18 protein-coding genes and 2 pseudogenes are annotated in these 22,621 nt (G+C 61.0%); 13 read left to right on the top strand and 7 right to left on the bottom strand.

Annotated elements, in window-relative coordinates; translation table 11 throughout:
- Positions 1 to 82: 82 nt before the first annotated feature.
- The 3 genes from BSL82_RS10655 (at position 83) to BSL82_RS10645 (ending at position 4,439) form a co-directional block, all read left to right on the top strand.
- Positions 83 to 2,356: a TonB-dependent receptor gene (locus BSL82_RS10655; RefSeq protein WP_072597505.1), complete on the top strand. Its 2,274-nt coding sequence runs from the start codon at positions 83 to 85 to the stop codon at positions 2,354 to 2,356.
- An 86-nt stretch (positions 2,357 to 2,442) separates the two neighbouring features.
- Entirely contained in the window at positions 2,443 to 3,753 is a 1,311-nt protein-coding gene (fahA, locus tag BSL82_RS10650) for a fumarylacetoacetase (RefSeq protein ID WP_072597503.1), read from the top strand.
- A gap of 161 nt (positions 3,754 to 3,914) precedes the next feature.
- On the top strand, positions 3,915 to 4,439 hold the full coding sequence (locus BSL82_RS10645; RefSeq protein ID WP_072597501.1) for a cupin domain-containing protein: 525 nt from the start codon (positions 3,915 to 3,917) through the stop codon (positions 4,437 to 4,439).
- Positions 4,440 to 4,521: 82 nt separating this feature from the next.
- On the opposite strand, the gene BSL82_RS10640 is transcribed toward BSL82_RS10645, so the two are convergent.
- Positions 4,522 to 5,460, bottom strand: a complete 939-nt coding sequence (locus BSL82_RS10640; RefSeq protein WP_072597499.1) for a LysR family transcriptional regulator — start codon at positions 5,458 to 5,460, stop codon at positions 4,522 to 4,524.
- A gap of 113 nt (positions 5,461 to 5,573) precedes the next feature.
- On the opposite strand from BSL82_RS10640, the gene BSL82_RS10635 reads away from it, so the two are divergent.
- The 6 genes from BSL82_RS10635 to BSL82_RS10610 all read left to right on the top strand — a co-directional run bounded on the left by BSL82_RS10635 (position 5,574) and on the right by BSL82_RS10610 (position 11,732).
- A complete protein-coding gene (locus BSL82_RS10635; RefSeq protein WP_072597497.1) occupies positions 5,574 to 6,731 on the top strand; it encodes an iron-containing alcohol dehydrogenase in 1,158 nt (385 codons plus the stop codon).
- A 36-nt stretch (positions 6,732 to 6,767) separates the two neighbouring features.
- Positions 6,768 to 8,270 carry a CoA-acylating methylmalonate-semialdehyde dehydrogenase gene (locus BSL82_RS10630; RefSeq protein ID WP_083579146.1) on the top strand — a complete coding sequence of 501 codons (1,503 nt, stop codon included), beginning with the start codon at positions 6,768 to 6,770 and terminating at the stop codon, positions 8,268 to 8,270.
- A gap of 10 nt (positions 8,271 to 8,280) precedes the next feature.
- Positions 8,281 to 9,402: an enoyl-CoA hydratase/isomerase family protein gene (locus BSL82_RS10625; protein WP_072597495.1), complete on the top strand. Its 1,122-nt coding sequence runs from the start codon at positions 8,281 to 8,283 to the stop codon at positions 9,400 to 9,402.
- Positions 9,399 to 10,583 carry an MFS transporter gene (locus BSL82_RS10620; RefSeq protein ID WP_072597493.1) on the top strand — a complete coding sequence of 395 codons (1,185 nt, stop codon included), beginning with the start codon at positions 9,399 to 9,401 and terminating at the stop codon, positions 10,581 to 10,583. Before BSL82_RS10625 ends, BSL82_RS10620 begins: the two co-directional genes overlap by 4 nt.
- Before the next feature lie 553 nt (positions 10,584 to 11,136).
- Positions 11,137 to 11,316: a hypothetical protein gene (locus BSL82_RS10615; protein WP_072597491.1), complete on the top strand. Its 180-nt coding sequence runs from the start codon at positions 11,137 to 11,139 to the stop codon at positions 11,314 to 11,316.
- Between the two features lie 11 nt (positions 11,317 to 11,327).
- Positions 11,328 to 11,732 carry an SET domain-containing protein gene (locus tag BSL82_RS10610; protein WP_072597489.1) on the top strand — a complete coding sequence of 135 codons (405 nt, stop codon included), beginning with the start codon at positions 11,328 to 11,330 and terminating at the stop codon, positions 11,730 to 11,732.
- Here BSL82_RS10610 and BSL82_RS10605 read toward each other — a convergent pair whose 3' ends face one another.
- Both BSL82_RS10605 and BSL82_RS10600 read right to left on the bottom strand, forming a co-directional pair.
- Positions 11,733 to 13,022 (bottom strand): hypothetical protein, encoded by a 1,290-nt coding sequence (locus tag BSL82_RS10605; RefSeq protein ID WP_072597487.1) that lies wholly within the window; start codon positions 13,020 to 13,022, stop codon positions 11,733 to 11,735.
- Positions 13,022 to 13,954, bottom strand: coding sequence for a methyltransferase (locus BSL82_RS10600; protein WP_072597485.1), 933 nt, complete (start codon positions 13,952 to 13,954; stop codon positions 13,022 to 13,024). Before BSL82_RS10600 ends, BSL82_RS10605 begins: the two co-directional genes overlap by 1 nt.
- A gap of 161 nt (positions 13,955 to 14,115) precedes the next feature.
- Here BSL82_RS10600 and BSL82_RS10595 point away from each other — a divergent pair, with 161 nt between their 5' ends.
- Together BSL82_RS10595 and BSL82_RS10590 are read left to right on the top strand one after the other, a co-directional pair.
- Complete coding sequence (locus BSL82_RS10595) at positions 14,116 to 15,027, top strand: iron-containing redox enzyme family protein (RefSeq protein ID WP_072597483.1); 912 nt, start codon at positions 14,116 to 14,118, stop codon at positions 15,025 to 15,027.
- Between the two features lie 237 nt (positions 15,028 to 15,264).
- Complete coding sequence (locus BSL82_RS10590; protein WP_072598727.1) at positions 15,265 to 16,155, top strand: NAD(P)/FAD-dependent oxidoreductase; 891 nt, start codon at positions 15,265 to 15,267, stop codon at positions 16,153 to 16,155.
- Position 16,156: 1 nt separating this feature from the next.
- On the opposite strand, the gene katE is transcribed toward BSL82_RS10590, so the two are convergent.
- The gene (katE, locus tag BSL82_RS10585) at positions 16,157 to 18,385 is read right to left on the bottom strand and encodes a catalase (RefSeq protein ID WP_083579145.1); all 2,229 of its coding nucleotides are present in this window, start codon (positions 18,383 to 18,385) and stop codon (positions 16,157 to 16,159) included.
- Positions 18,386 to 18,574: 189 nt separating this feature from the next.
- A pseudogene (locus BSL82_RS19985) lies at positions 18,575 to 18,821 on the bottom strand (transposase); the annotation flags it as partial.
- A 16-nt stretch (positions 18,822 to 18,837) separates the two neighbouring features.
- Here BSL82_RS19985 and BSL82_RS10575 point away from each other — a divergent pair.
- Both BSL82_RS10575 and BSL82_RS19980 read left to right on the top strand, forming a co-directional pair.
- Complete coding sequence (locus BSL82_RS10575) at positions 18,838 to 19,152, top strand: hypothetical protein (protein WP_083579144.1); 315 nt, start codon at positions 18,838 to 18,840, stop codon at positions 19,150 to 19,152.
- A 667-nt stretch (positions 19,153 to 19,819) separates the two neighbouring features.
- Positions 19,820 to 20,777 (top strand): IS630 family transposase gene (locus tag BSL82_RS19980; RefSeq protein ID WP_158010753.1). Its coding sequence is split into 2 segments (ribosomal slippage): positions 19,820 to 20,170 and positions 20,172 to 20,777, totalling 957 coding nucleotides; the frame shifts between segments, so codons are not numbered across the junction.
- Positions 20,778 to 20,987: 210 nt separating this feature from the next.
- Here the strand turns inward: BSL82_RS19980 and BSL82_RS21030 are convergent.
- Together BSL82_RS21030 and BSL82_RS10555 are read right to left on the bottom strand one after the other, a co-directional pair.
- Positions 20,988 to 21,188 (bottom strand): annotated as a pseudogene (locus tag BSL82_RS21030) (integrase core domain-containing protein); the annotation flags it as partial.
- Positions 21,189 to 21,349: 161 nt separating this feature from the next.
- A complete protein-coding gene (locus tag BSL82_RS10555; protein ID WP_072597479.1) occupies positions 21,350 to 22,495 on the bottom strand; it encodes an isovaleryl-CoA dehydrogenase in 1,146 nt (381 codons plus the stop codon).
- Positions 22,496 to 22,621 lie beyond the last annotated feature (126 nt).

Raw genomic sequence — 22,621 nt, 5'->3', positions numbered from 1 at the left:
AATATATTTGATATACCCCTCTTCCCAAGGCTTAGAAACGGCGAGTCCATCGCCTTGAAGCTGAACCATGGGGAGGGAGACAATGAAAATCAATCAACCGATTGGGATATCGCTGCTGATCGCGGGGCTGTGGTCGAGCACCGCTCTGGCGCAAGTATCCGCGCCTGATTCCACCAGCGCGCCCGCCGCCGACACCGGCACCGGCATCGAGGAAATCATCGTCACCGCCAATCGCCGTTCGGAAAACCTGCAGAAGGTGCCGATCTCGATTGCCGCGTTCGAAGGCAGCACGCTGACGCGGCTGGGCATTCAGAGCACCAACGACCTGCCCCAGATCACGCCGGGCCTCAGTCAGAATCGATCGATAGTCGGCATCAACGCCTATCTGCGCGGTGTTGGGCAGAACAGCGCCGGCTATACGACCGAACTGCCCGTCGCGACCTATCTTGACGGCCTTTATCTTCCGAATGCCGCCGCCGCCGCCTTCTCGTTCAATAATATCCAGCGAATTGAGGTGCTCAAAGGCCCCCAGGGCACGCTGTATGGCCGCAACACCACTGGTGGTCTGATCCACGTCATAACGAAGGATCCGGGTGACGACGTCAGCGTCGACGCGTCGGCCAGCTATGGCAACTACGATACCACGCAACTGAACTTCTATGGCTCGACCCCCCTCAGCGATACGCTGGCGGCAAATATCGCTGCCGTGTATATCAACCAGGCGGACGGCTGGGGGCGCAATGCCTTCACCGGCAGCGAGGCCTACACGTTCGAGGATTTCGGCGTTCAGGGCAAGTTGCTGTGGCGACCCGGGCCCGACACCAAGATCACGCTACGCGGTTTCTATGATCGCACGAACAGCGACCAGGGCCTGGGCGGCCAAATCTATCGCGGTTCGGTTGGAGCCGATGGCACCGGCAATCTCGGCGAGTATGTGATCAACGAACGACGTGATCCATTTGCCAAGCAAACCCAGATCATCGTCTCATTGAAAGCCGAGCAGAACTTCGATTTCGCGACGCTGACGAGCACGACCGGGTATATCAACAACAAGTCCCCGGTGTTCCTCATCCAATCCTATAACGTCGGCAACCCAGTAGCAGGACAAAGCGCGATCAACTTTGGCCTGGACCAAACGGCGAAGACGTTCAGCCAGGAACTTCAGCTGGCTTCGGACAGCAGTTCGCCCTTCTCTTGGATCGTCGGCGCTTTTTACTATCACGACAACACCCGGATCGTAACCAACGTGTACGGCACCTGCGTGGATGCGGTGTGCGCGGGTGCGGTTCCGATCGAGACCGATGGTTCGCAGAAGACCCGGTCGGTCTCGGGCTATGCCGACGGCACTTATGCGATCACTCCGACCACGAGACTTACCCTGGGCGTGCGCTACACCAGCGACACCAAGCGGATTGGCGGCATCGCCACGCCGCTGCCCGGCTTCCCCAATTCGGTCCCGGCGTTCCCGGCGAGCCAGGTGACGCAGCCGGGCCAGCCTTTCAGCGGCTTCCCCGACGGAATCGACACCGACGTCACCTTCAACAAGCTGACCTACCGCGCGATCATCGCCCAAGACGTGGCGGAGGACGTCAACGTCTATGCCTCCTATAATCGGGGCTTCAAGTCGGGCGGTTTCAATCCTGTTGCGTTCACCAACCCGGCGACGAAGCCCGAGGTACTCGATGCATTCGAGATCGGCTTCAAGTCCCGGACGGCGGATCGCCTGCTGCAGCTCAATGCCTCGGCCTTCTATTATATCTATAAGGACATCCAGCTTCGCACCACGGCGCCGCCGGCGCCTCCGGGCGGCACGCTGCTGTTCAACGCGGCCAAGGCGCACATCAAGGGCATCGATGTCGACGCAGTGCTGGCGCCGGCAGAGGGGCTGACCCTAACTGCCGCAGCCGAAGTCCTGAACGCCAAATATGTCGATTTCCCCGGCGGCGTCTGCTCGGCTCCGCGTGCCATCGGCGGTGATGTCCTCGGCGGCTACGGCACGACCCCCTGCGTCCTGGCTGGCCGCCGTCTGCCTCAGGCGCCGGAGTTCTCCTACACGCTTGGGGTAAATTATGCGCTGGAGACGGAGCTGGGTCTGTTCGAGTTCAATGCGACCGATGGTTATAAGTCGCATGTCTTCTGGGAACCGAACAATCGCCTCAGGCAGGACGGGTTCCACGTCGTGAACGCATCGCTCACATGGAAGCCACTCGACTCCGGCTTCAGCCTGCAGGTCTATGGCCGAAACCTGACCGGTTCCTATTATTACACCGGCGGCGGCGATGGCGCGGGCGGCAACGACTTCGGCATTCCCGGCGCCCCCCGCACATATGGCGTCAAGGCCAGGTATCAGTTCTGAAGCGGAGTGCAGGCGGTCTCAGTGAGGCCGCCTGCGCCTTTCGATCGATCAGACCGAGTAACTATCCAAATATCGAGGCCGCTAACATGATGCCGATCGACGCGACGCACGAGCCCTCCCGAAAAAGCTGGGTGGAAAGCGCGAACTCGCCGGACACTGATTTCCCCATCCAGAACCTGCCGCTGGGGATATTCAGTCGGGATGGGATCGATAGGCGCCCCGGCGTGGCAATTGGCGCACATATTCTGGATCTTCGCACGCTGGATGCCGCGTCGCTGCTGCCGGAGGATCTGAGCCTTCTTCTGAAGGGCGGCGATCTCGATCCGCTTCTCGCGGCGGGGGTTGACTATATCGGGCGGTTGCGAATCATCGTGGGCGATTTGCTGGATGCACGTTGCGATCCAGCTGTCCGGGCGGCAATTCCGCAGGATGCTCTGGTTCCGATGGACGAGGCGCAGATGCACCTGCCATCCTCGGTGCGCAGCTATACCGATTTCTTCGTTGGCATCCATCATGCCGAGGAAGCCGGCCGCATCTTCAAATTGAATCCCCTGCTACCGCGCAGCTATGCGAGCATGCCGCTCGGCTACAACGGACGGGCCTCCTCGGTTCGGATCAGCGGCGAAGGTGTCCGGCGTCCACTCGGGCAACGGCTGATCGACGACCGGCCAGAGTTCGGAGCAAGCCGCTGGCTGGATTTCGAGCTTGAACTCGGCATGTTCGTGGCTGGGGCGAATGCCTTGGGCGAGCCGGTGCTGATTGGTGAAGCCGAGCAGCGCATGGCCGGTTTCTGCCTGCTCAACGACTGGTCCGCCCGCGACATCCAGTTCTGGGAGACGGCGCCGTTGGGTCCCTTCAACGGCAAAGGTTTCAGCACGACGATTTCCCCCTGGATCGTTACGCAACAAGCGATGGCGCCGTTCCGCACCGCGCTGATGGACCGGATCGCCGATCAGCCACATCCTCCAGCCTATTTGATCGACGCTGACGATCAGGCGAATGGCGGTTTGTCGATCCGGCTGGAAGCGCATTTGTCGACCGCCGCCATGCGCGAGGCCGGCGACGAACCCGTCAAGATCGTCGGCACGGACGCCCGCTATCTCTATTGGACCTTCGCACAGATGATCACGCATCAGAGCTGCGGCGGCACCAATCTCTGCCCGGGCGATCTCGTCGGTTCAGGCACTATATCCGGGCCCAACCGCGAAATGTTCGGCAGCATGTTCGAATTGTGCAATATGGGGGAATTGCCCCTTACGCTTCCCAATGGGGAAACACGCACCTTCCTTGAAGATGGTGATGAGGTCAGCTTCTCGGCCCGGTGCGAGCGGGCTGGCTTCGCACCGCTTGGCTTTGGGTCGTGCACGGGCCGGATCGTTTCGGCGCTTCCGCTGTAGCCACGCTGCCGTGCAACGGTCGATGCGCCGCAGCCAATGCTGAGAGACGCTGAAGCCCGTCAGGAGACGCTGGAACCAACGCTGAACGAGCCTGGTTCGGAAGATGCGCCAGGCTTGGCGGGCTCACCGGCCACGACCACCCAAGATTGAAGGAGATCGCTGTGGCATTTGAGATTAGGCGTGTTGTCACGGGGCATGACGATGAAGGCAACGCGATCGTCCGGCAGGACGAGGTCATGCGGTCGCAAGAGCGGCTTCCGGACTATCAGGCGATGACGGTGTGGTGCACCAGTGAGCTTCCCGTCAACAACGACGAGAGCGCTTTCAACAATGGCGAGCCCGGTCCCAAGGGCCAGCGCGTGCTGCTGCGCATCGGCGAGCTGGGGCCTGATGCGCACAGCGCCAGCGTCATGCACCGCACCGAGACGCTCGATTATGCCGTGGTGCTGGCGGGGGCGTGCGACATGGAGCTCGACAATGGCGAGATGATCCGCGGCCTGAAGGCCGGCGACGTCGTCATCCAGCGCGGAACCAACCATAAGTGGATCGTCAGAGGATCAGCACCAGTGCGCTTTTTGTTCGTGCTCATCGACGCCAATCCGGTCCGCGCCGGCGACAGGATACTCGGCGACGACCTCGCAAACCTCCACGGCAAAATCAGCCCAATGCCAACCCCCGCACAATAATGAGCGGGACTAAAGGGTGGCGCGAATACGGTACTGAAAGGATCGCTGCAACGTCCTGTAGTGGCTTTGCATCCGCCCCTGTTCAGGTCGGTGGGGAGCCGCTTTCAGTGCAGTCGGGCGTCCTTGTAAACAAGTCGCCAGCCTCCGCCATCAAGCCGCGCAAAAAACGCAGGGTCAGGCGGATTTGCGCAGTCTCGGCTATGTCGGTGTCGGCAACCATCCAGTAAGACCGCGTCAGCGATATTTCATTCGGCAATATCGGGACCAGCTCGGGCGCGGTCCTGGCAACATAGGCTGGCAGAACGCACAAGCCGAAGCCCGCGACGGTCGCGCTGAGCTGGGCATGCAGGCTGCTGTTCTGCAGCCGCGCGCGGAGGTGCGGGCGGATTTCCGACAGATAGTTGAGGGCACGTGTGAAGATCAGGTCATCGACATAACCGATGAACGGATGGTCGCCGAGGTCGTCGCGCGACCTGATCGGCGGGGCAGAGGCGAGATAGGACCGCGACCCGTACACGAACAAGCGATAGTCGGTGAGATGCTCGTGGAGGAAGTTCCCGCCCGGCGGCAGGGTCATCGTCACCGCCACATCCGCCTCCCGGCGTGACAGCGCCACGATCTGCTGGATGGTGATCATCTCCACCGCGAGGCGGGGATGCGCCGCCGCCAAGGCGCCGATCCGGGACGCGAGAAAGAAGTTGCCGAAACCCTCGGGCGTGCTGATCCGGACCGCCCCCACAAGCCCTTGCTGTTTTCCGGCCGCGGTCTCCTCGATCCGCACCGCTTCCGCCTCCATCGCGGTTGCCATGCCGAGTAGTGCCTCGCCATGCTGGGTAAGGTTGTAGCCGCGCGGATTGCGCTCAAAGAGTTGGAGGCCCAGTGCCGCCTCGAGTGCCGATATCCGACGACTGACGGTTGCATGGTCGGTCCCAGTGCGGCGTCCGGCCAGCGAGATGGTACGCGACCGGGCAACGGCGAGGAGGAAGCGGAGGTCGTTCCAGTTGAAGGGCGGAGTGGTCATATGTGCAATTCTACACAGAATTGGCGCGAAATCCCAGATTTCTGTGAGGACAGCTTGATGTTACGAAGTTTGCTGAAGCCTAAAAATCAACAAGATGATGAGGGGTGGTTCTCATGCCGGCGATCTTCCTACCGCGCGCGATGCGCATGGGCGCCGGCGCGCTGGATGAGCTGCCTGCCGCGCTTTCGCAGCTCGGCTTGCGCGCGTCGGCGATCCTCACGGACACCTTTCTCGCCGGCAGCGGGGCGCTTGATCGACTGGTTGGCGTCCTTGCCGCCGCCGGGATCGAGGCCCGATCGTATAGCGAGGTGATCCCTGATCCAACCGTCGCCTCGGTGGATGCCGCGGTGGCCTTCGTGAAGGAGGGCAGCCATGATTGCGTCATCGGCTTCGGCGGCGGCAGCTCGATCGACACCGCCAAGGCAGTGGCGGTGCTTGCGGCACGCGGCGGCACGATGCGCGCGCTCAAGTCGCCGCACCAGGAGAATATGCCCGGCCTGCCGATCATCGCCATTCCGACCACGGCGGGCACCGGATCGGAGGCGACGCGCTTCACCATCATCACCGACGAGACGAACGACGAGAAGATGCTGTGCGCAGGCCTTGCCTATCTGCCCACGCTCGCGATCGTCGATTATGAGCTGACCCTCACCAAGCCGCTGCGCCTCACCGCCGACACCGGCATCGACGCGCTCACCCACGCGATCGAGGCCTATGTCTCGAAGCACGCCAATCCCTTCTCGGATTCGATGGCGATCGCCGCGATGCGGTCAATCTGGCCGAACCTGCGGCGCGTCTGCGAGGCCCCCGGCGACCGCGCCGCCCGCGAGGCGATGATGGTCGGCTCGCTGCAGGCCGGTATCGCCTTCTCGAATGCATCGGTCGCCCTCGTCCACGGGATGAGTCGCCCGATCGGCGCGCATTTCCATGTCGCACATGGACTGTCCAACGCGATGCTGCTCCCGGCGGTGACGGCCTGGTCGGCACCCGCCGCGCTCACCCGCTATGCGGACTGCGCACGCGCCATGGGAATTGCGCAGGACGGAGAAGGCGAGCAGGCAGCCGTCGCCCGTCTCGTCGAGGCATTGCGCGACGTGAACCGCCATCTCTCGGTCCCGACCCCCAAGAGCTACGGCATCGACAAGGCGCGCTGGACCGAACTGCTGCCGCTCATGGCGGAGCAAGCGCTGGCGTCTGGCTCCCCTGGCAACAACCCCCGGGTCCCCGACGCCGAAACCATCCAGTCGCTCTACCGCCAGGCCTGGGCCTGACGCTTCCGAAATCTTCGCCTTTTCCAGGAGCTAGCCTTGTCCCAATCTGTCCTCGTCGATCACGTCATCCAGGGCCGCGTGCCCGCCGCGCCTGAGAGCCGGTCCGACATATATAACCCCGCCACAGGGGAGGTCAGCGCGCAGCTCGCTCTTGGCGGCACGCGTGAGGTCGACATGGCGGTGAAGGCCGCGCTCGAAGCCTTTCCGGGCTGGGCGGCGACACCGCCGCATGTCCGCGCCCGCGCGCTCTTCCGCTTCCGCGACCTCATCGAGCGCGATCTCGACCGGCTGGCGGCGATGATCACCGCCGAGCATGGCAAGGTGCTCTCCGACGCAAAGGGCGAGCTGATCCGCGGCCTTGAGGTCGTCGAGTTCGCCTGCGGTATCCCACAGATGCTGAAAGGCGAGTTCTCCGAACAGGTCGGCAACGGCATCGACGCCGTCTCCTTCCGCCAGCCCTTGGGCGTGGTTGCCGGCATCACGCCGTTCAACTTCCCGGCGATGGTGCCGATGTGGATGTTCCCGGTTGCGCTCGCCTGCGGCAACGCCTTCATCCTGAAGCCTTCCGAACGCGACCCGAGCCTCGCCAACGAGCTGGCAGCCCTCCTCGCCAAAGCGGGGTTGCCGAAAGGCGTGTTCCAGGTCGTGCACGGCGGCAAGCCGGTGGTCGACGCAATCCTCGACCATCCGGGCATCGAAGCGGTCTCCTTCGTCGGCTCGACGCCGATCGCTGAATATGTCCACCAACGCGGCACGGCGGCGGGCAAGCGCGTGCAGGCGCTGGGTGGGGCCAAGAACCACATGATCGTCATGCCCGACGCCGATCTCGACAAGGCGGTCGACGCACTGATGGGCGCGGCCTATGGCTCGGCGGGCGAGCGCTGCATGGCGATCTCGGTCGCGGTGCCGGTGGGGCAGGCGACCGCCGATGCCCTCGTCGAGCGGCTGGCGCCCAAGGTCCGCACACTCAAGATCGGGCCGGGCACTGATGTAGAGGCCGAGATGGGCCCGCTCGTGACGCGGGAACATGCCGACAAGGTGCAAGGCTATATCGACGCAGGCGTGGCCGAGGGCGCCGAGCTGGTGGTCGACGGACGCGGGCTCAACATCCAGGGCTATGAGAAGGGCTTCTTCGTCGGCGGCACGCTGTTCGACAAGGTGACGCCCGAGATGCGCATCTACCGCGAGGAGATATTCGGGCCGGTGCTCTCGGTCGTGCGCACCGAAAGCTTCGACGAGGCGCTTGGCCTCATAGACGCCCATGAGTTCGGCAACGGCACCGCGCTCTTCACCCGCGACGGCGATACGGCGCAAGCCTTTCTCAGCCGGGTGCGAGCCGGCATGGTGGGCATCAACGTGCCGATCCCGGTGCCGATGGCCTTCCATTCCTTCGGCGGCTGGAAGCGCTCCCTGTTTGGCGACCATCACATGCATGGGCCTGAGGGCGTGCGCTTCTACACGCGCCTCAAGACTGCGACGCTGCGCTGGCCGAAGGGCATCCGCGCCGGCGCCGAGTTCGTCATGCCGACGCTGAAGTAGAGGATATCCGATGACCGTCGAGCTGTCCGCCCGCGAAGTGGAGACCGCGATTCATGGCCGGCTGGGGGTGATCACCCTCAATCGGCCCAAGGCGCTCAACGCGATCAACCTCGCCATGGTCGAGCAGCTCGATGCGATCCTGGCCGACTGGAAGGACAATCCGGCTGTCGATGCGGTGCTGATCCGCAGCGCCAGCGCGCGCGCCTTCTGCGCCGGTGGGGATGTACGCTCGATCGGCATCCTGCCCGATCCAGCCGAGCGCATGGCACTGGGGCACGCCTTCTTCGGCACCGAATACCGGGTCAACCACCGGATCAACACCTTCCCAAAACCGTTTATCGCGCTGATTAACGGCATTGCCATGGGCGGTGGTCTCGGACTCTCGATTCACGGCTCGCATCGCGTAGTGAGCGAAGACCTGCGGATGGCCATGCCCGAGACCGTGCTAGGCCTCTTTCCCGATGTCGGCGGCACATGGTTCCTCAACCGTTGCCCCGGTGCAATCGGGCGCTACCTCGCGCTAACCGGTGTCAGCATCGGCGCTGCCGACGCGCTGATGGCGCGTCTTGCCACGCACCATGTGCCCTATGCCGCCTTCGACGGCCTCGTAGCAGCCCTCGGCGCAGCAGACAGGCTTGATGCGGCAGTGGTGGGCGAGATCATAGATGCGCATGCCGTCGTTCCGAACGGCGGGACGCTTGCCGAACGCAAAGAAGATATTGCCCGGCTGTTCGGCGATGACGATCTCGACGTCGTCGTGGCGGCGGTCGATGCTGCCGCATCCAACTCGGATTGGATCGCCGAGGCCCGGTCCGCACTGCGTCGTGCCTCGCCCACCAGTCTGCGGGCGACGTGGCGGCGGGTTGTCGAGGGCAGGGGCCAGTCGGTCGAGCACGTCCTGGCAGACGATCACCGCATGGCGGTCCGGATCGTCGGTGGCCATGATTTCGCCGAGGGCGTGCGCGCAATCCTGGTCGACAAGGATATGTCTCCTCATTGGAAGCCGAGAACGCTTTCGGAGGTTTCTGCGACTGATATCGACACGCTGCTATTGCCGCTCGATGGCGAGGACGCTGCAAGCGGAGAAATCAATTTAGATTGGCAATTCTGCGTAGAAGGGGATGCCAGATGATCGGGAATGTCGAAGGAGGAGCTAAGTCTGGGGAGATTAAATACTCCTTCGTTGCTGGTTTTGCAGCAACGATCCTGGTTGGAATAGCAGGAGCCTTCATCTCCATTGCGATGCCTGGCATTCTCCTGGCAATATCGCAGAGCGCAGAGTTTCCGGCTGATCGAGCCGCAATGTTCGCTTCCACGGAACTCTGCGGCATGCTGGCATCGATACTCTTTATCGGGAAACTTCTTAATTCAAAGCATCGAAAAACGATACTCGTGTTTGCGATGGCAGCTATCATTGTCGGCAATTTCGCTTCAGTATTTGTATACAAATCGAATGTTCTTTTGCTTGCTCGTCTCCTCGCGGGAATCGGCGAGGGCGTAGCCGTCGCTGCGTTGGGTGCGGCAGCCGCGTCATTTTCAAATCCTGACCGGCTTTTTGCGTTGTTCATGTCTACCAACATGGGGCTGGTTACGGCCTATCTCTTCTTCCTGCCCAGGATCATCGCGGCCAGCGGCATCGAGAGTGCATTTCTTGTGCTTGTCGGTTTGGGCGTCGTTGGTTTGCTCGCACTGCCATATTTTCCGTCGGCGATTGAGAGCAAATCGGCGGCGCCCCGCTCGGCCGCCAAAGTTCGACCGCGTGGCTTCTCTGCAGGAGCGGTGCTGGGTCTGGCTGGCTGCCTTGGTTTGAACACTGGTGTCGGTATGGTGTGGCCCTTCATGGGAGCCCTCGGCAGTGCGCGCGGCATCTCATCTGAAGCGATATCTACTGATCTCGCGATGGCTACATTCGGCGGGATTGCTGCCGGTTTTAGCGCGGCTCTACTCGGATTGCGCTGTGGCAGGCGGCTGCCACTCATCATAGGAACGCTCGCACTGGTGTTGAGTTCTATAGGGTTGGTATCAGATACTGCAAATTATTCTCTTTGTGCGATACTGTTCCTGTTCTCCTGGGTATTTGTGACCTCATACTTCATGGGAACGGTTGCCGCAGTAGAAGACGGCGGCAGGGCTGCGGTCTTTATTCCCGCGGCACAGCTGGGTGGTTTGGCGCTCGGACCGCAACTATCCGCGTTGGTCATCGACAATTTTTCATTGTCTTGGATGGTGGCAGGAGGGAGCGCCATCTGCATAATGAGTGCACTGTGCGCCCTAATCGGCAACTCGTCTCGTCAAAAGCAATTAGCGGCGTAGAAGTCTGTGGACTAACTGTATTGCTAATTCGATGACGGACGGTGTGGGGGTATTTCGGGGATAGTTTTGCGGAATATCGGAGAGGAGCGATACCCTCATGCCTCTGATGGAGACCGGACTTTCGCGTCCGCTTCAGCATAGGCCGCCTGACCACTCAGGGTGCCGGGAATGTAATCGGTGCGGCAATCCATATAGCTGGTGGGGTCATACTTCTTAGGCCGCCGCTGGCGAGGGTCGATGCCACGTCAGAGATGACCCTCCGCTGTCTTCAGCTCTAATCTAGGTGGCTACGGTGCCCTTGCAGAAAGGGGCATCACACCCTCATTCTAGGCCGCAAATCCCGGAACAAGACCGGTCAAATACGACAAGCGCCATTACAAACGACGCAACAAACGACGTAAGCCACCTCTCTAGCTCCGTGGCCGGTCCGCTGCCATTGCCAGCCTCCCAAAAAGCTGGCTCCCATGAATCAGGGATTTTGCCTCTTGGGAATCCCAAAATTACCATTCTGCCAAAGTAGTGCCAGTGCTGTCCATGAGGTGGGCGGGCGCGGATGAAGATCGGTCTTCTCGAACCGGTATTCGCCGGCCCGGATTTTCAGTATCCCGAGTTCTCCGCCAAGAAGCAAATCAAGGTGATCAATGAGGTCACAATCAATGAACTGATTTCGCGGAGCGGCGTTGTGGATTTGTCAATGCTCCAGCGGATCGCCGTAGCATTCCAGGCTTTCTGAAAGGTTCAGCAATGCTGCTGTTTGACACTGAACTGAGAGCAAGCGAAATTCACGGAATTGGTGTTTTTCTGCTGGAGCCGGTGAAGGAAGGCGATGTGATCTGGCGCTTCGATTCCCGTATTGACCGAGTATATAGCGAGAATGAACTGGGTGAACTGCCTCCCAGGTTGCGGCAGTTTCTGCGTGTATATTCAACCCTTCATGCGGAATCGGGATTGTGGGTGTTGTGCGGTGACAATGGCCGGCATTTCAATCATTCCGATACGCCGAACACGGTCTCATTGGGGATCGCGTTCGGTGACGATATAGCTTCCTGCGATCTTCCGGTAGGGACCGAGCTTACATCGAACTATCGAACGATCTGCGACAGCGTGCGGATAAACGGTTTCGAGTTCGAGGCCCGTCAGGCTGCCTGATCAGAGATAGCCAAGCTGTGCGAGGCGCTGCAAGTCCCCGGCAACGAGCCTTTCGCCAATATCCAGACGATAACGCATGTTTGGAATATGGATGCGGCCGGCGCGGGCATAGGCAGCATGCCGGCTCTCTTCAACCGTGGGGCCGCAACCGGTGACCACCATCGTCCAGCCGTAAAGGCCGCTGGTGACGGGCGCACCATCAGCAAGGCCGATTTCGCCGAAATGCAGGTTCCGCTGGTCCTCTTCATCCAGCGCACCTTCAAAAAGGATCGGCAATCCGGTGGGTTCGGCCACCTGCTTGCGCGTATAGGGAAACGGCGGTGTCGTAAGCAGCACGCCGACGGAGAAGCCGGGGTGCGTGATGAATTCCGAAGGCCGATGGCGCAGCATCATGCAGAACAGCTGGCTCCATGGCGTCTGTTGCAATGGGGATAGCACGGCAAAGCCCGGATAACCGAAGCGACATGTGAATTCGAGCGGCCAGATGCCCTGCTCATTCACGATGGTGTTGAGATTGATGTAGCCGACATGATTATGATCCCTCAGCAGCGGCTCGATGCGCGCCAGAGTGCGTTCGAAGAACAAGGCGCTGCGATCGAAGGTGGCGACGGTTCCCATCTCGCCGGTCAATTCCCCCATGTCGCCTGCAAAGAAGCGCTTATGCTCCCAGTCCAGACATGCGGGCTGGATGAAGTGCGTGCCGTCGAAATAGGCGCCGATGCCCATTTCGATACCTTCTAGGAAATCCATGAGAATGAATGTGCCATCCACGCCCCCGCGCCTGCGGAGCATTGCCTGCACATCCCGGCCATCGGCCGACCAGCCGACATAATTATCGCTGGATGCAAAGTCCGGCCCACTGAACTTCAACACATAGCGCTTGGGATAGGTGTCGATGAAACGGTCAGCCTCGCCCGCATCGTTGAATTCATGGATATGGCCCGCCGGGAATCCCAGGCCGGCAAGCAGTTGCTGTGCGAAAGCGCGGTCATTCTCCAGCCGGTCGCCGAAGGCGCTTCCGCCGATGACCTGGAGGCCATCGGCGCGCAGGGCATCCTGCAAGGCGCCGAAACCTTCCGAGACGCTTTCGAACAGGATCACGCCATCCCGGCCCGCGGCGCGGATCCAGTCCAGTTCGGCCCGCCAGTCGTCCACCCGCTCTACCAGGCCCGCAAGCGTGCCATGGGCTTCGGGATCGCTGATCGCGACCTTGACCTCATGCCCCTCATCCTTGAGGCGAAGGTAGAGCGCGCCCAGATCGCAGGTTTCAGTCACGCCCAGGAAATGCATCAGCCGCGCTCGAATATCGCGGCGATCAACGCGATGCGATCGACCTCGGCATAGGCCAGATCCGCGAGTTCCTCGCCGAATACGTCCGGATCAAGCTCGCGATAGCGGAGCGTGCAGTGGTGCTTCTCCGCCAACGCATTCAGGCGATCCTTCAGGGCGTCTGTCCCGCATATGATCGCGCTGCCCGAATAGAGGATGAAGCGCCCGGCTCGGTTCAGGCGCGGCAGGATGGCCTCCGCCATGGTGCAACTGATCTGACCCCCATGGAAGGCGCCGCCGTCCCGATAGAGGCGCTGCTGCGCGTCGATCAGATAAGGTGGATTGGCCAATGCGATATCGATGGTCCCCTCGATGCCTTCGATGCAATTCCCATGGTGGGCGGTGACGGACACATTGGCGGCCGCTGCGTTGATCCGTGCGAACCTGAGCGCAGCGGCATTGATTTCGGTCATCGCCACCGAGGCCTGGGGAAGAAGGCGGCCGATCACAATCGCCCCGACGCCCGCACCGCTGCCAACGTCCACGACCCGCTTGCCAGACCCGAGCGTGTGATCGGCAATTTCGGCCCTGATCAAATCCGCGAAACGATAGCTGTCCGGACCGAAAAAGACCGCGTCTTGATCGTCGGTTGGAAATGCGGAATGCACATAGAGGCAGTCGGCCAGGCTTGAAACCCGAACGAGGCTGTGAAGCATGCCATCCGTCTTCATGAGCGCTTCGGCTTCATCCAGATACTCCATGATCTGCGGATCGATCACAGATGGTTCAAATGGTAGGGACCAACCGAGAATATCTTCCAGCGATCGCGCACGTTTGCGATCAGGTCTGGCAATGACCCGCGCATGAGTGGCAGGCGTAGGGGTGACGAAGCGATAATCCTGCTGTTTCAGTAGCCGCAACAGGCTCAGGAGTGCTTCGTCGGTTGGGGTCATGACATACGATAATCGGATGACGGAAATATGGTTCCGCCCCCGTGCGGATTTATTGGGCCAGGCATAAGATATCCGCCCGGCGTCCAGTCGGGGCATGTCGCGGATCGAGTATCGCGCCCGCGCGTTAAGGACTCCATTGCTACAATTTGAAAGATATTTGAATGGCCACGTCCTTTCACGTCGTCGGGTTGTGCCCCAGTGCGTCTCAATTTCTCAACGATGACTTCCAGCGCGGCCTTGCCCGGTGGAACCGGGAGCGGCTAGCCCCGCAGATGATCGAACCGGACTGGGCGGACCGGCTGGCCAGCGATCAACGCATGCTGCGGCTTGAAGGCGCCTTTCTGGAAGAACTCCGGCAGGAAATTGCAGCGAAAGCTGCAGAAGCGCCTGAAGACGCGGAAAGCTTCCTGGCTTGGTTCGAGCTTTTGAAGGTTGAGGGGCCGGGCCAGGGCGATCCGCTTTTCCCCTGGCTGGCGGAAGAAGCCTCAACCGACGCGCTCCGCTTATTCTTTGAGCAGGAGGCGGCCGGCGAAGCGGGCTTCGACGATCTTGTCGCCTATACCCAGATCAAGCTGCCCTCACGGCCAAAGCTTGAGTTGGCGCGCAACTATTGGGATGAGATGGGCCGGGGCAATGCCAAAGGCATGCACGGCCCAATGCTCGGCGATCTGGCGGCAACGCTCGCGGTGGAGCCGCGTATCGAACACACCGTGTGGGAAAGCCTTGCTCTTGCCAACGCCATGACGGCAATGGCGACCTGCCGCAGATATGTATGGCAATCGATCGGGGCCTTGGGCGCGATCGAAATGACGGCGCCAGGGCGGTCCGCGATGGTTGCAAAAGGGCTGCGCCGCATCGGCCTGAGCGATCGCGAGCGGCGCTACTTCGATCTGCATGCCGTGCTTGACGTCAAGCATAGCGAAGCATGGAACCGGGAAGTCATAGCGCCCTTGATTGCAGAAGATTCGAGGCGGGCACGGCCCATTGCCGAAGGCGCCCTCATCCGTCTCACATGCGGCGCCCGCTGTTTTGAGCGTTATCGTTCCATTCTGCGGTCGCCCGAGCATGAATGACAGCAGGAATCAAACCCTGGATACCGTCGCTGATGGCCAGCTATATCTCCCGCAAGGCCGCAGCGACCATTGCTCCCTCCAGCATTATGCAAAGGCAGGACGGCATGAGAAAGAGCGTAAGGCTCGGCTGATGGCGCAGGTCGAAAAATAGTGCCGTCCGAATCCTCCGTCCGTCCGCACGCCAGCACGCGGAGCGAACCTGGCGCCGTCTCGACGCAGGGGGCTTGTGATTGCCTGATTATCGGCGGCGGTCCGGCGGGACTGACGGCGGCGATTTATCTGGCCCGCTTCCATCTCTCCATCACCGTCATTGATGCAGGCGAGAGTCGAGCAAGTCTCATTCCGCTCACTCGCAATCATGCCGGCTTCCCGGAAGGCATCTCAGGCCCGGATTTGCTGACGCGGATGCGGGAACAGGCGAGCCTCTATCGCACGGCACTCCGCAACGGCCATGTGGAGTCCCTTGAGCAGCACGAGGACGGCTTCATCGCTCGAACCGCTGAATTTACGATAGGCGCGCGCGCCGTCCTGCTCGCCACCGGGGTCGTCAATCGCCGCCCGCCGATGATCGATGACGAGACACACATCCAGGCGCTGGCCAGCGGCAGGTTGCGTTACTGCCCGATCTGCGACGGTTTTGAGGTGACCGATCGCTCGATCGCCGTCATCGGTACCGGGCAGCGGGGATGCACCGAAGCTCTTTTCCTGCGCGGGTATACTGCCGACATAACGCTGGTCGCGCCTGGATTGAAACATGAATTGTCCGCCCGGGAACTTGCGTCCGTGCGCGATGCAGGCATCAAGCTCGCCGAGGATTATCGCGGCGTCCTGCTGAGGGACGACAAGATTCTGCTCGATCTGCCGTCCGGGCCGCATGCGTTCGACAGCATCTATCCCGCCCTTGGATCGGAGGTCCGCTCGGAGCTTGCGGGCCAGGTCGGGGCGCACCGCTCCGAGGATGGCTGCCTGACGGTCGACGCGCATCAGCGGACCAATGTGCCGGGTCTTTATGCTGCTGGCGATGTCGTGCTGGGCCTGGATCAGATCAGCCACGCCATGGGCGAAGGTGGTGTCGCCGCAACCACGATCCGTAACGACCTGGCCGCGCAGACACCGCTTCTGCGATAGGTCAGGCGTCCGGCTTCGCGTCCAGGTCGACTTCAAGTTCGCGCGGCCAGAAGCGCAGTTCCCGGCAAGCTTCGATGAACGTGGCCGCGTCCACTTCCTTGGCAAGTGGCAGGCAGGCTTCGTCGAGATCCTCCGATATGCCTGCCGCGACGAAGATCGCTTCGGCATCCGCGCCGACCCCGATGAACTTGCAGTGCGCAAATGCGTCGGTAACAAAATCCTTGGCTGCGGCATCGCGCGACAACAGCGCTGCGCCCTCGGCGGAGACAAGGACCACCACTGCATCGAACAGGACCGAGGGGCCGCCGTCGATCTTATGCTTCGCGGCTACCGTCGTGCCGTCTGAGAGCGTCACGCCACCGATCTTGGGTGCGACAACTTCAAACACCGCGCCTTCAGCATCGACAGCCTTCACCAGCGCAGTGAAGATCGCGGCGTCTGCACCATCGCTGAGCAGGATACCAAGCTTGCGCCCCTTGAAGTTTGCAGGACCGTTTTTGACGATGCTGAGCTTGTCGGATGCAGCCAGATCGGTGATTGGCGCGCGCGCGGCGACTGCACGGTCAGGGACGGCAAGCCCGAGCCCGTCGGCGACCGTCTCCGCAAGCGTCGCATCGATGTTGAGCAGATGCGACACGACCCGCGAACGGATGTCGGGCCGCTCGACCTTGGAGAGTTCGAATACAAGGGCGTCGCCGATATGCTTCTGCTCGATCGCCGTCTGGCTTATGAGGAACTGTCGCGCCTGGCTGTAATGATCGGCGAAGCTTTCCGAACGCACTCGCTGTTTGGGACCGTCGGCGGTCTCCGCGAAACTGGTGAAGCCACGAACCGGATCCTCGCGCGGTCCGCCCTGCGCCGCACCCCAGCTATTGGGTTCATAGTTCACACGGCCCTTGGGATTGCTCATCGCCATGTGCCCGTCCTGCTGGAAGTGCGCCATCGGGCATTTGGGCGCATTGATCGGGATATGGGTGAAGTTCGGGCTGCCCAATCTTTTGATCTGGGTATCGAGATACGAAAAATTGCGTCCCTGCAGCAGCGGGTCGTTCGAGAAATCTATGCCCGGAGGCACATTCTGCGTGCAGAAGGCGACCTGCTCGGTCTCCGCGAAGAAATTGTCGACCACCCGGTCGAGCACCAATCGGCCGACCACCCGGATTGGCACCAGTTCCTCCGGAATGATCTTGGTCGCATCCAGCACGTCGAAGTCGAAGCTGTCGGCGAAATCATCGTCGAACAGTTGGACGCCCAGCTCCCATTCGGGGAAGTTGCCGCCATTGATCGCATCCCACAGGTCGCGGCGATGGAAATCGGGATCGGCGCCGTTGATCTTGACCGCCTCGTTCCACACCACCGACTGCAGGCCCTGCTTGGGCTTCCAGTGGAACTTAACGAAGGTGGAGCGGCCTTCGACGTCGACCAGCCGGAAGGTGTGGACGCCGAAGCCCTCCATTGTACGATATGAGCGAGGGATCGCGCGATCCGACATGATCCACATGATCATGTGGAAGCTCTCAGGCGTCAGGCTCACAAAATCCCAGAAATTGTCGTGCGCGGTCTGCGCCTGTGGAAAGTTGCGATCCGGTTCGGGCTTGGCCGCGTGGATCAGATCGGGGAATTTGATCGCATCCTGGATGAAGAACACCGGGATGTTGTTGCCGACCAGATCCCAATTGCCCTCCTGAGTATAGAGTTTGACGGCGAAACCCCGCACATCGCGTGCAAGGTCGAACGATCCCTTTGAACCGGCGACCGTGGAGAAGCGGACGAAGGCAGGCGTGCGTTCGCCAACCCGCTGAAACAGGTCCGCACGTGTTACATCCGAAAGGCTGTCGGTCAGCTCGAAGAACCCGTGCACGCCATAACCGCGCGCATGTACGACGCGCTCGGGTACGCGCTCATGATCAAAGTGGAAGATTTTCTCGCGGAAATGAAAATCCTCAAGCAGCGCCGGACCGCGTACACCCTGCTTCAAGCTGTTCTGGTCGTCCGCAACGGGAATGCCTTGCTGGGTGGTAAGCGTTGCGATCCGATCGTCGGCAACCTGATGGGTTTCGCCGCCATCTGCCTGTGGCTCGGTATAGGAAAAGGAAATCTCAGCGTCCTGGGGTACGGGCGACGCCTTTTGCGGAGATTCTCCTCCGACATCCGCTCCTACCAGATCGGGAGGCGCCACCTTACCGACGGATTTCGGGGTCGCCTTGGGCGATGCGGGCTTCTTGGCCATGATGATATCCTCGTCGGTTGGTGTCGGGACGGGTAGGACGGCCGGAATCGCTCCAAGCACGCAGCCACCTCGCGGGGGCGGGGCATGAGGGAAGAACCCACGCGCGCACCTGAAGTTGCCAACGTCACATGGAAATTTATCTGCGTCACCGGGGAGTGTCCGTTATTTCGTGCGTGAGGCCGGTTGTCGTCAGATGACGAACCTCTCGCCAGAGATCACAGCGAACTGGCTCTTCGCCTCACCCCACTCATGTGGCGGCGCCGCCAGTTCTGGGCGATAGGCGGGTGTTCCGGTCCCAAGGGCCTTCTTCGAACGATTCCAGCGCGGCCATGCCGGCCTCCGGCGTCTCGGCACAATAGACGCTGCGAAGCGCCTGAGCGATTGGCTTGCGGTCCTTCCCGGACGCAAAGCTCATGCTGTTTCTGATCAGATGCACAGCCTCGATACCCAATATGACGCGCGCAAGGCCTATATCAGCAGCCAGCGCCAATGCGCTGGAGCGGCGCTTCTGCGAGATTCTCGCCGAGCATCTGGCGAACCAGGTGACCAGCATCGACGGCAAGGCCGAAGCCAACAGTCTCACAGCCAAGTTCGGCAGGTCGCCGGAGCGCTACAAACGGCTGCTTCGCCTCAGCAATCTTTCGCCCGGCATCGTTGCCGCTGTGTTCGAGGGCGCTCAGCCGCCCAGGCTGACCAACCGCTTCCTGCAGAACCTCGCTGGCCTGCCGCTGAGCTGGTCGGAGCAGGAACAACTGCTGCTCGCCTGACGGTCCCAGCTGACGCAAGGTGCTCAGCCTAAATCCCGAGACACACAAAAGCCGCGGCAGAGAAAAAATGCCCACGCGGTCAGCGACTTGGGAGAAATGAGAGTCTCTGCCGGTGCAGTCACCGCGCGAGCCTCTGAAAAACGGCAGAAAACCGCCATTCTACTGCATCGGCGCCAGGACAATTATTCAACTAAAACAGATACTTAGTCGCTGGTGACCCCTACGGGAGCCGCATGCCGATGCTAACTACTTGAAATTAAGCCGGTATTGTTCTGCTCGATTATTTCGATACCATCATTAATACCAACGGCCTTGCCGGATGTCGTGAGCTGGGGTGGCATTACCCCGTACTTCTATCCCGAGCGCCGGCAAATGAATCGTTTCGGCGAGAGCGAAATCGACGACGCGCATCTCCCTAATCCGTCAATCAGTAATCACGACAAACTCGGATTTCATTTCGTACACCGTTTTCGTAGGAAGTTCGGACGGCGGCCGCTTCAAGATGATCGACTAGTTGACTAAAAGTCGGGTTGTTTTGCCAATTTTTCTAAACAATGTCAGCAACTAGATGCATCTGCGCAAACTAGAGCAACGGGCGTGAAATAGGAATCAGGCCAAGGATTCCCAGCGACCGGAAAATATGATTCACCGTTGCTGGAGGTGGATCATGGGGAAAGCCTTTTCGAGCGATCTTCGGAATCGGATATCTGATCATGTGGCGGCGGGTCATTCGCGACGTGATGCGGCGCGGCGATTTGGAGTGAGCGTGAGCTGCGCGATCAAGCTTGTGCAGCGTGTGGCGAAGACGGGGTCGGCGGCTCCGGCGCGGCAGGGGCGGCCGCCGGGAGCAGGCAAGCTTGCGCCGTACATGACAATGCTGATCCGCTGGGTGGAGGCGCAGTCGGATATCAGCATGCCCGAGCTTGCGGCAAAGCTTGAGGCGACGACGAAGATGCGTGTTCATCCAGCCTCATTGTCGCGCGCCCTTCTGGGAGCGGGCTTCAGATATAAAAAAACAGCTTCTGGCCTCGGAGTGCGGACGCGATGATGTTTGCGAGGCTCGTCGGCGATGGCGGCTGCATCGCCAGCCGCGCATGCGCGAGCAGGCGCACCGCTTGGTATTCATCGATGAGACAGCGACCACGACGAAAATGACGCGTCTGCGGGGGCGGGCTCGCCGTGGCCAGCGCCTGAAGGGACGCGCGCCATTTGGCCATTGGAAGACGCAGACCTTCATAGCAGGATTACGGTGCGACGGCCTGACCGCTCCCTGGATCATCGATCGGCCGATGACCAAAGAGATCTTCGAAATCTACGTGGAAACCCAGCTCGCGCCGACACTCGATCCGGGCGACGTCGTGATCCTCGACAACCTGCCGAGCCACAAGAGCGAAAAGGCCAAGGCGATCCTCAAGCAGCGCGGCGCCTGGTTCCTCTTCCTCCCGCCATACAGCCCTGATCTCAACCCGATCGAGATGGCCTTCTCAAAACTGAAAGCGCACCTCAGGCGCATCGGGGCCAGGACGATCGATGACCTCTGGCGAGCCGTCGGCAGCATCTGCGACCTCTATCCGCCCGACGAATGCCGCAACTACTTCATCGCCGCCGGATATGCACACGATTAAACGCTCGATGCTCTAGTCTGCCTTGAGAAAATTGGTCCAATTCTGAAGAGAGCCCTTCGGGGAACTGAAGCGCTTGGGATTGGTGGTCCGGGTGCAGCGTTAGCTTCCGACTTGCCCGGCCCCGATCGGGGCCGGGCAAAATACTGATCCGGCAAGATATTCCGCCGGGCTCAGATTGCCAAAACCCATGTGAGGACGGCTAACATTTTAGTCCCGCCTCCGGGCCTCGATCAGCCGCTTCGCCTCGGGCAGCGAAGCGAACCAGTGGACGTTGAGACATTCATCCCGGAATGACCCGTTGAACGTCTCGATATAGGCGTTGTCGGTGTGTTTGCCGGGGCGGCTGAAGTCGATCCGCACACCATGGTGGTACGCCCACAGGTCGACCAGGCGCCCGGTAAATTCGGCGCCATAGCACAATGGGCGAACAGGTATTTGTGTCAACGGCGGCGTCCGAGCCGCCCGGCGCGGTGGTTGCGACCTTTGCCCGAAGCTCGGTCGCCAGCGCGTGATTGTGCGCCGAATTGGCGACGATTCGGACGAGCCGACGTTGGTCAAGGTCTTGAGCACCGTCATACGCCCAGCAGCTCCCGTCCGATCAGCATGCGTCTGATCTCATTGGTGCCCGCGCCGATGTCGAGCAGCTTGGCGTCGCGCATGAAGCGCTCGACCGGCCAATCCTTCGTATAGCCGGCACCGCCCAGCGCCTGCACGGCCTCGAGCGACACCTTCATGGCGTTCTCGCTGGCAAGCAGGATCGCGCCCGCGGCGTCGAAGCGCGTGGTCCTGCCGGCGTCACACGCCTTCGCCACCGCATAGACATAGGCGCGCGCGGAATTGAGCGCGACATACATGTCGGCGACCTTTGCCTGCATAAGCTGGAAGGCGCCGATGGGCTTGCCGAACTGCTTGCGCTCGCGCAGATAGGGCAGGACAACGTCGAGACACGCCTGCATGATGCCCAACTGAATTCCAGCGAGCACGGCGCGCTCATAGTCGAGGCCCGACATCAGGATGCCGACGCCGCCATTCAGCGGCCCCATCACATTCTCTTCCGGCACCTCACAGTCATTGAAGACAAGTTCGGCCGTCGGCGAACCGCGCATCCCCATCTTGTCGATCTGCTGGCCGATCGAGAAGCCGGGCATATCCTTCTCTATGATGAAGGTGGTGATGCCGCGCGATCCTTGCCCTGTCCTGGCATAGACGACGAGCGTATCCGCAAAGGGGGCATTGGTGATCCAGAACTTCGTGCCGTTGAGGATGTAGCGGTCGCCTCTCTTGTCGGCACGCAGCTTCATCGAGACGACGTCCGATCCCGCGCCGGCTTCCGACATGGCGAGACTGCCGACATGTTCGCCCGCGATCAGCTTGGGGAGATAGCGGCGTTTCTGCCTGGCATTGCCCCACCGGCGCAGCTGGTTGACGCACAGGTTCGAATGCGCCCCGTAGCTGAGGCCGATCGAGGCGGATGCACGCGCGACTTCTTCCTGTGCCACGACATGTTCAAGATAGCCCAGCCCTAAGCCGCCATCTTCTTCCTCGACCGTGATCCCATGCAAGCCGAGCGCTCCCATTTCGGACCAAAGCTCGCGTGGGAACCAGTCTTCGGCATCGATCCGCGCGGCGAGGGGAGCGATCCTTCCAGCGGCAAATCGTTGCGCCGTTTCCCGGATAGCTTCGGCCATTTCGCTGAGCCCAAAATCGAAGTCCGCCATATACTCTCCTGTCCTTACCAGTCTTTCAGTCTTTAGGAAACATCCTGCTAGAGAGAAATTGAAAAGGTGCAAAAGCATGGTATAAATAACATCTACGATAGATCTCTATTTCCTCCGCTATTTCCT

Origin of the sequence: Tardibacter chloracetimidivorans (genome assembly GCF_001890385.1) — a bacterium.
Lineage (GTDB): Bacteria > Pseudomonadota > Alphaproteobacteria > Sphingomonadales > Sphingomonadaceae > Tardibacter > Tardibacter chloracetimidivorans.
The sequence above is the reverse complement of the archived record's forward strand: the minus strand, read 5'-3'. Positions and strand labels throughout refer to the sequence as shown.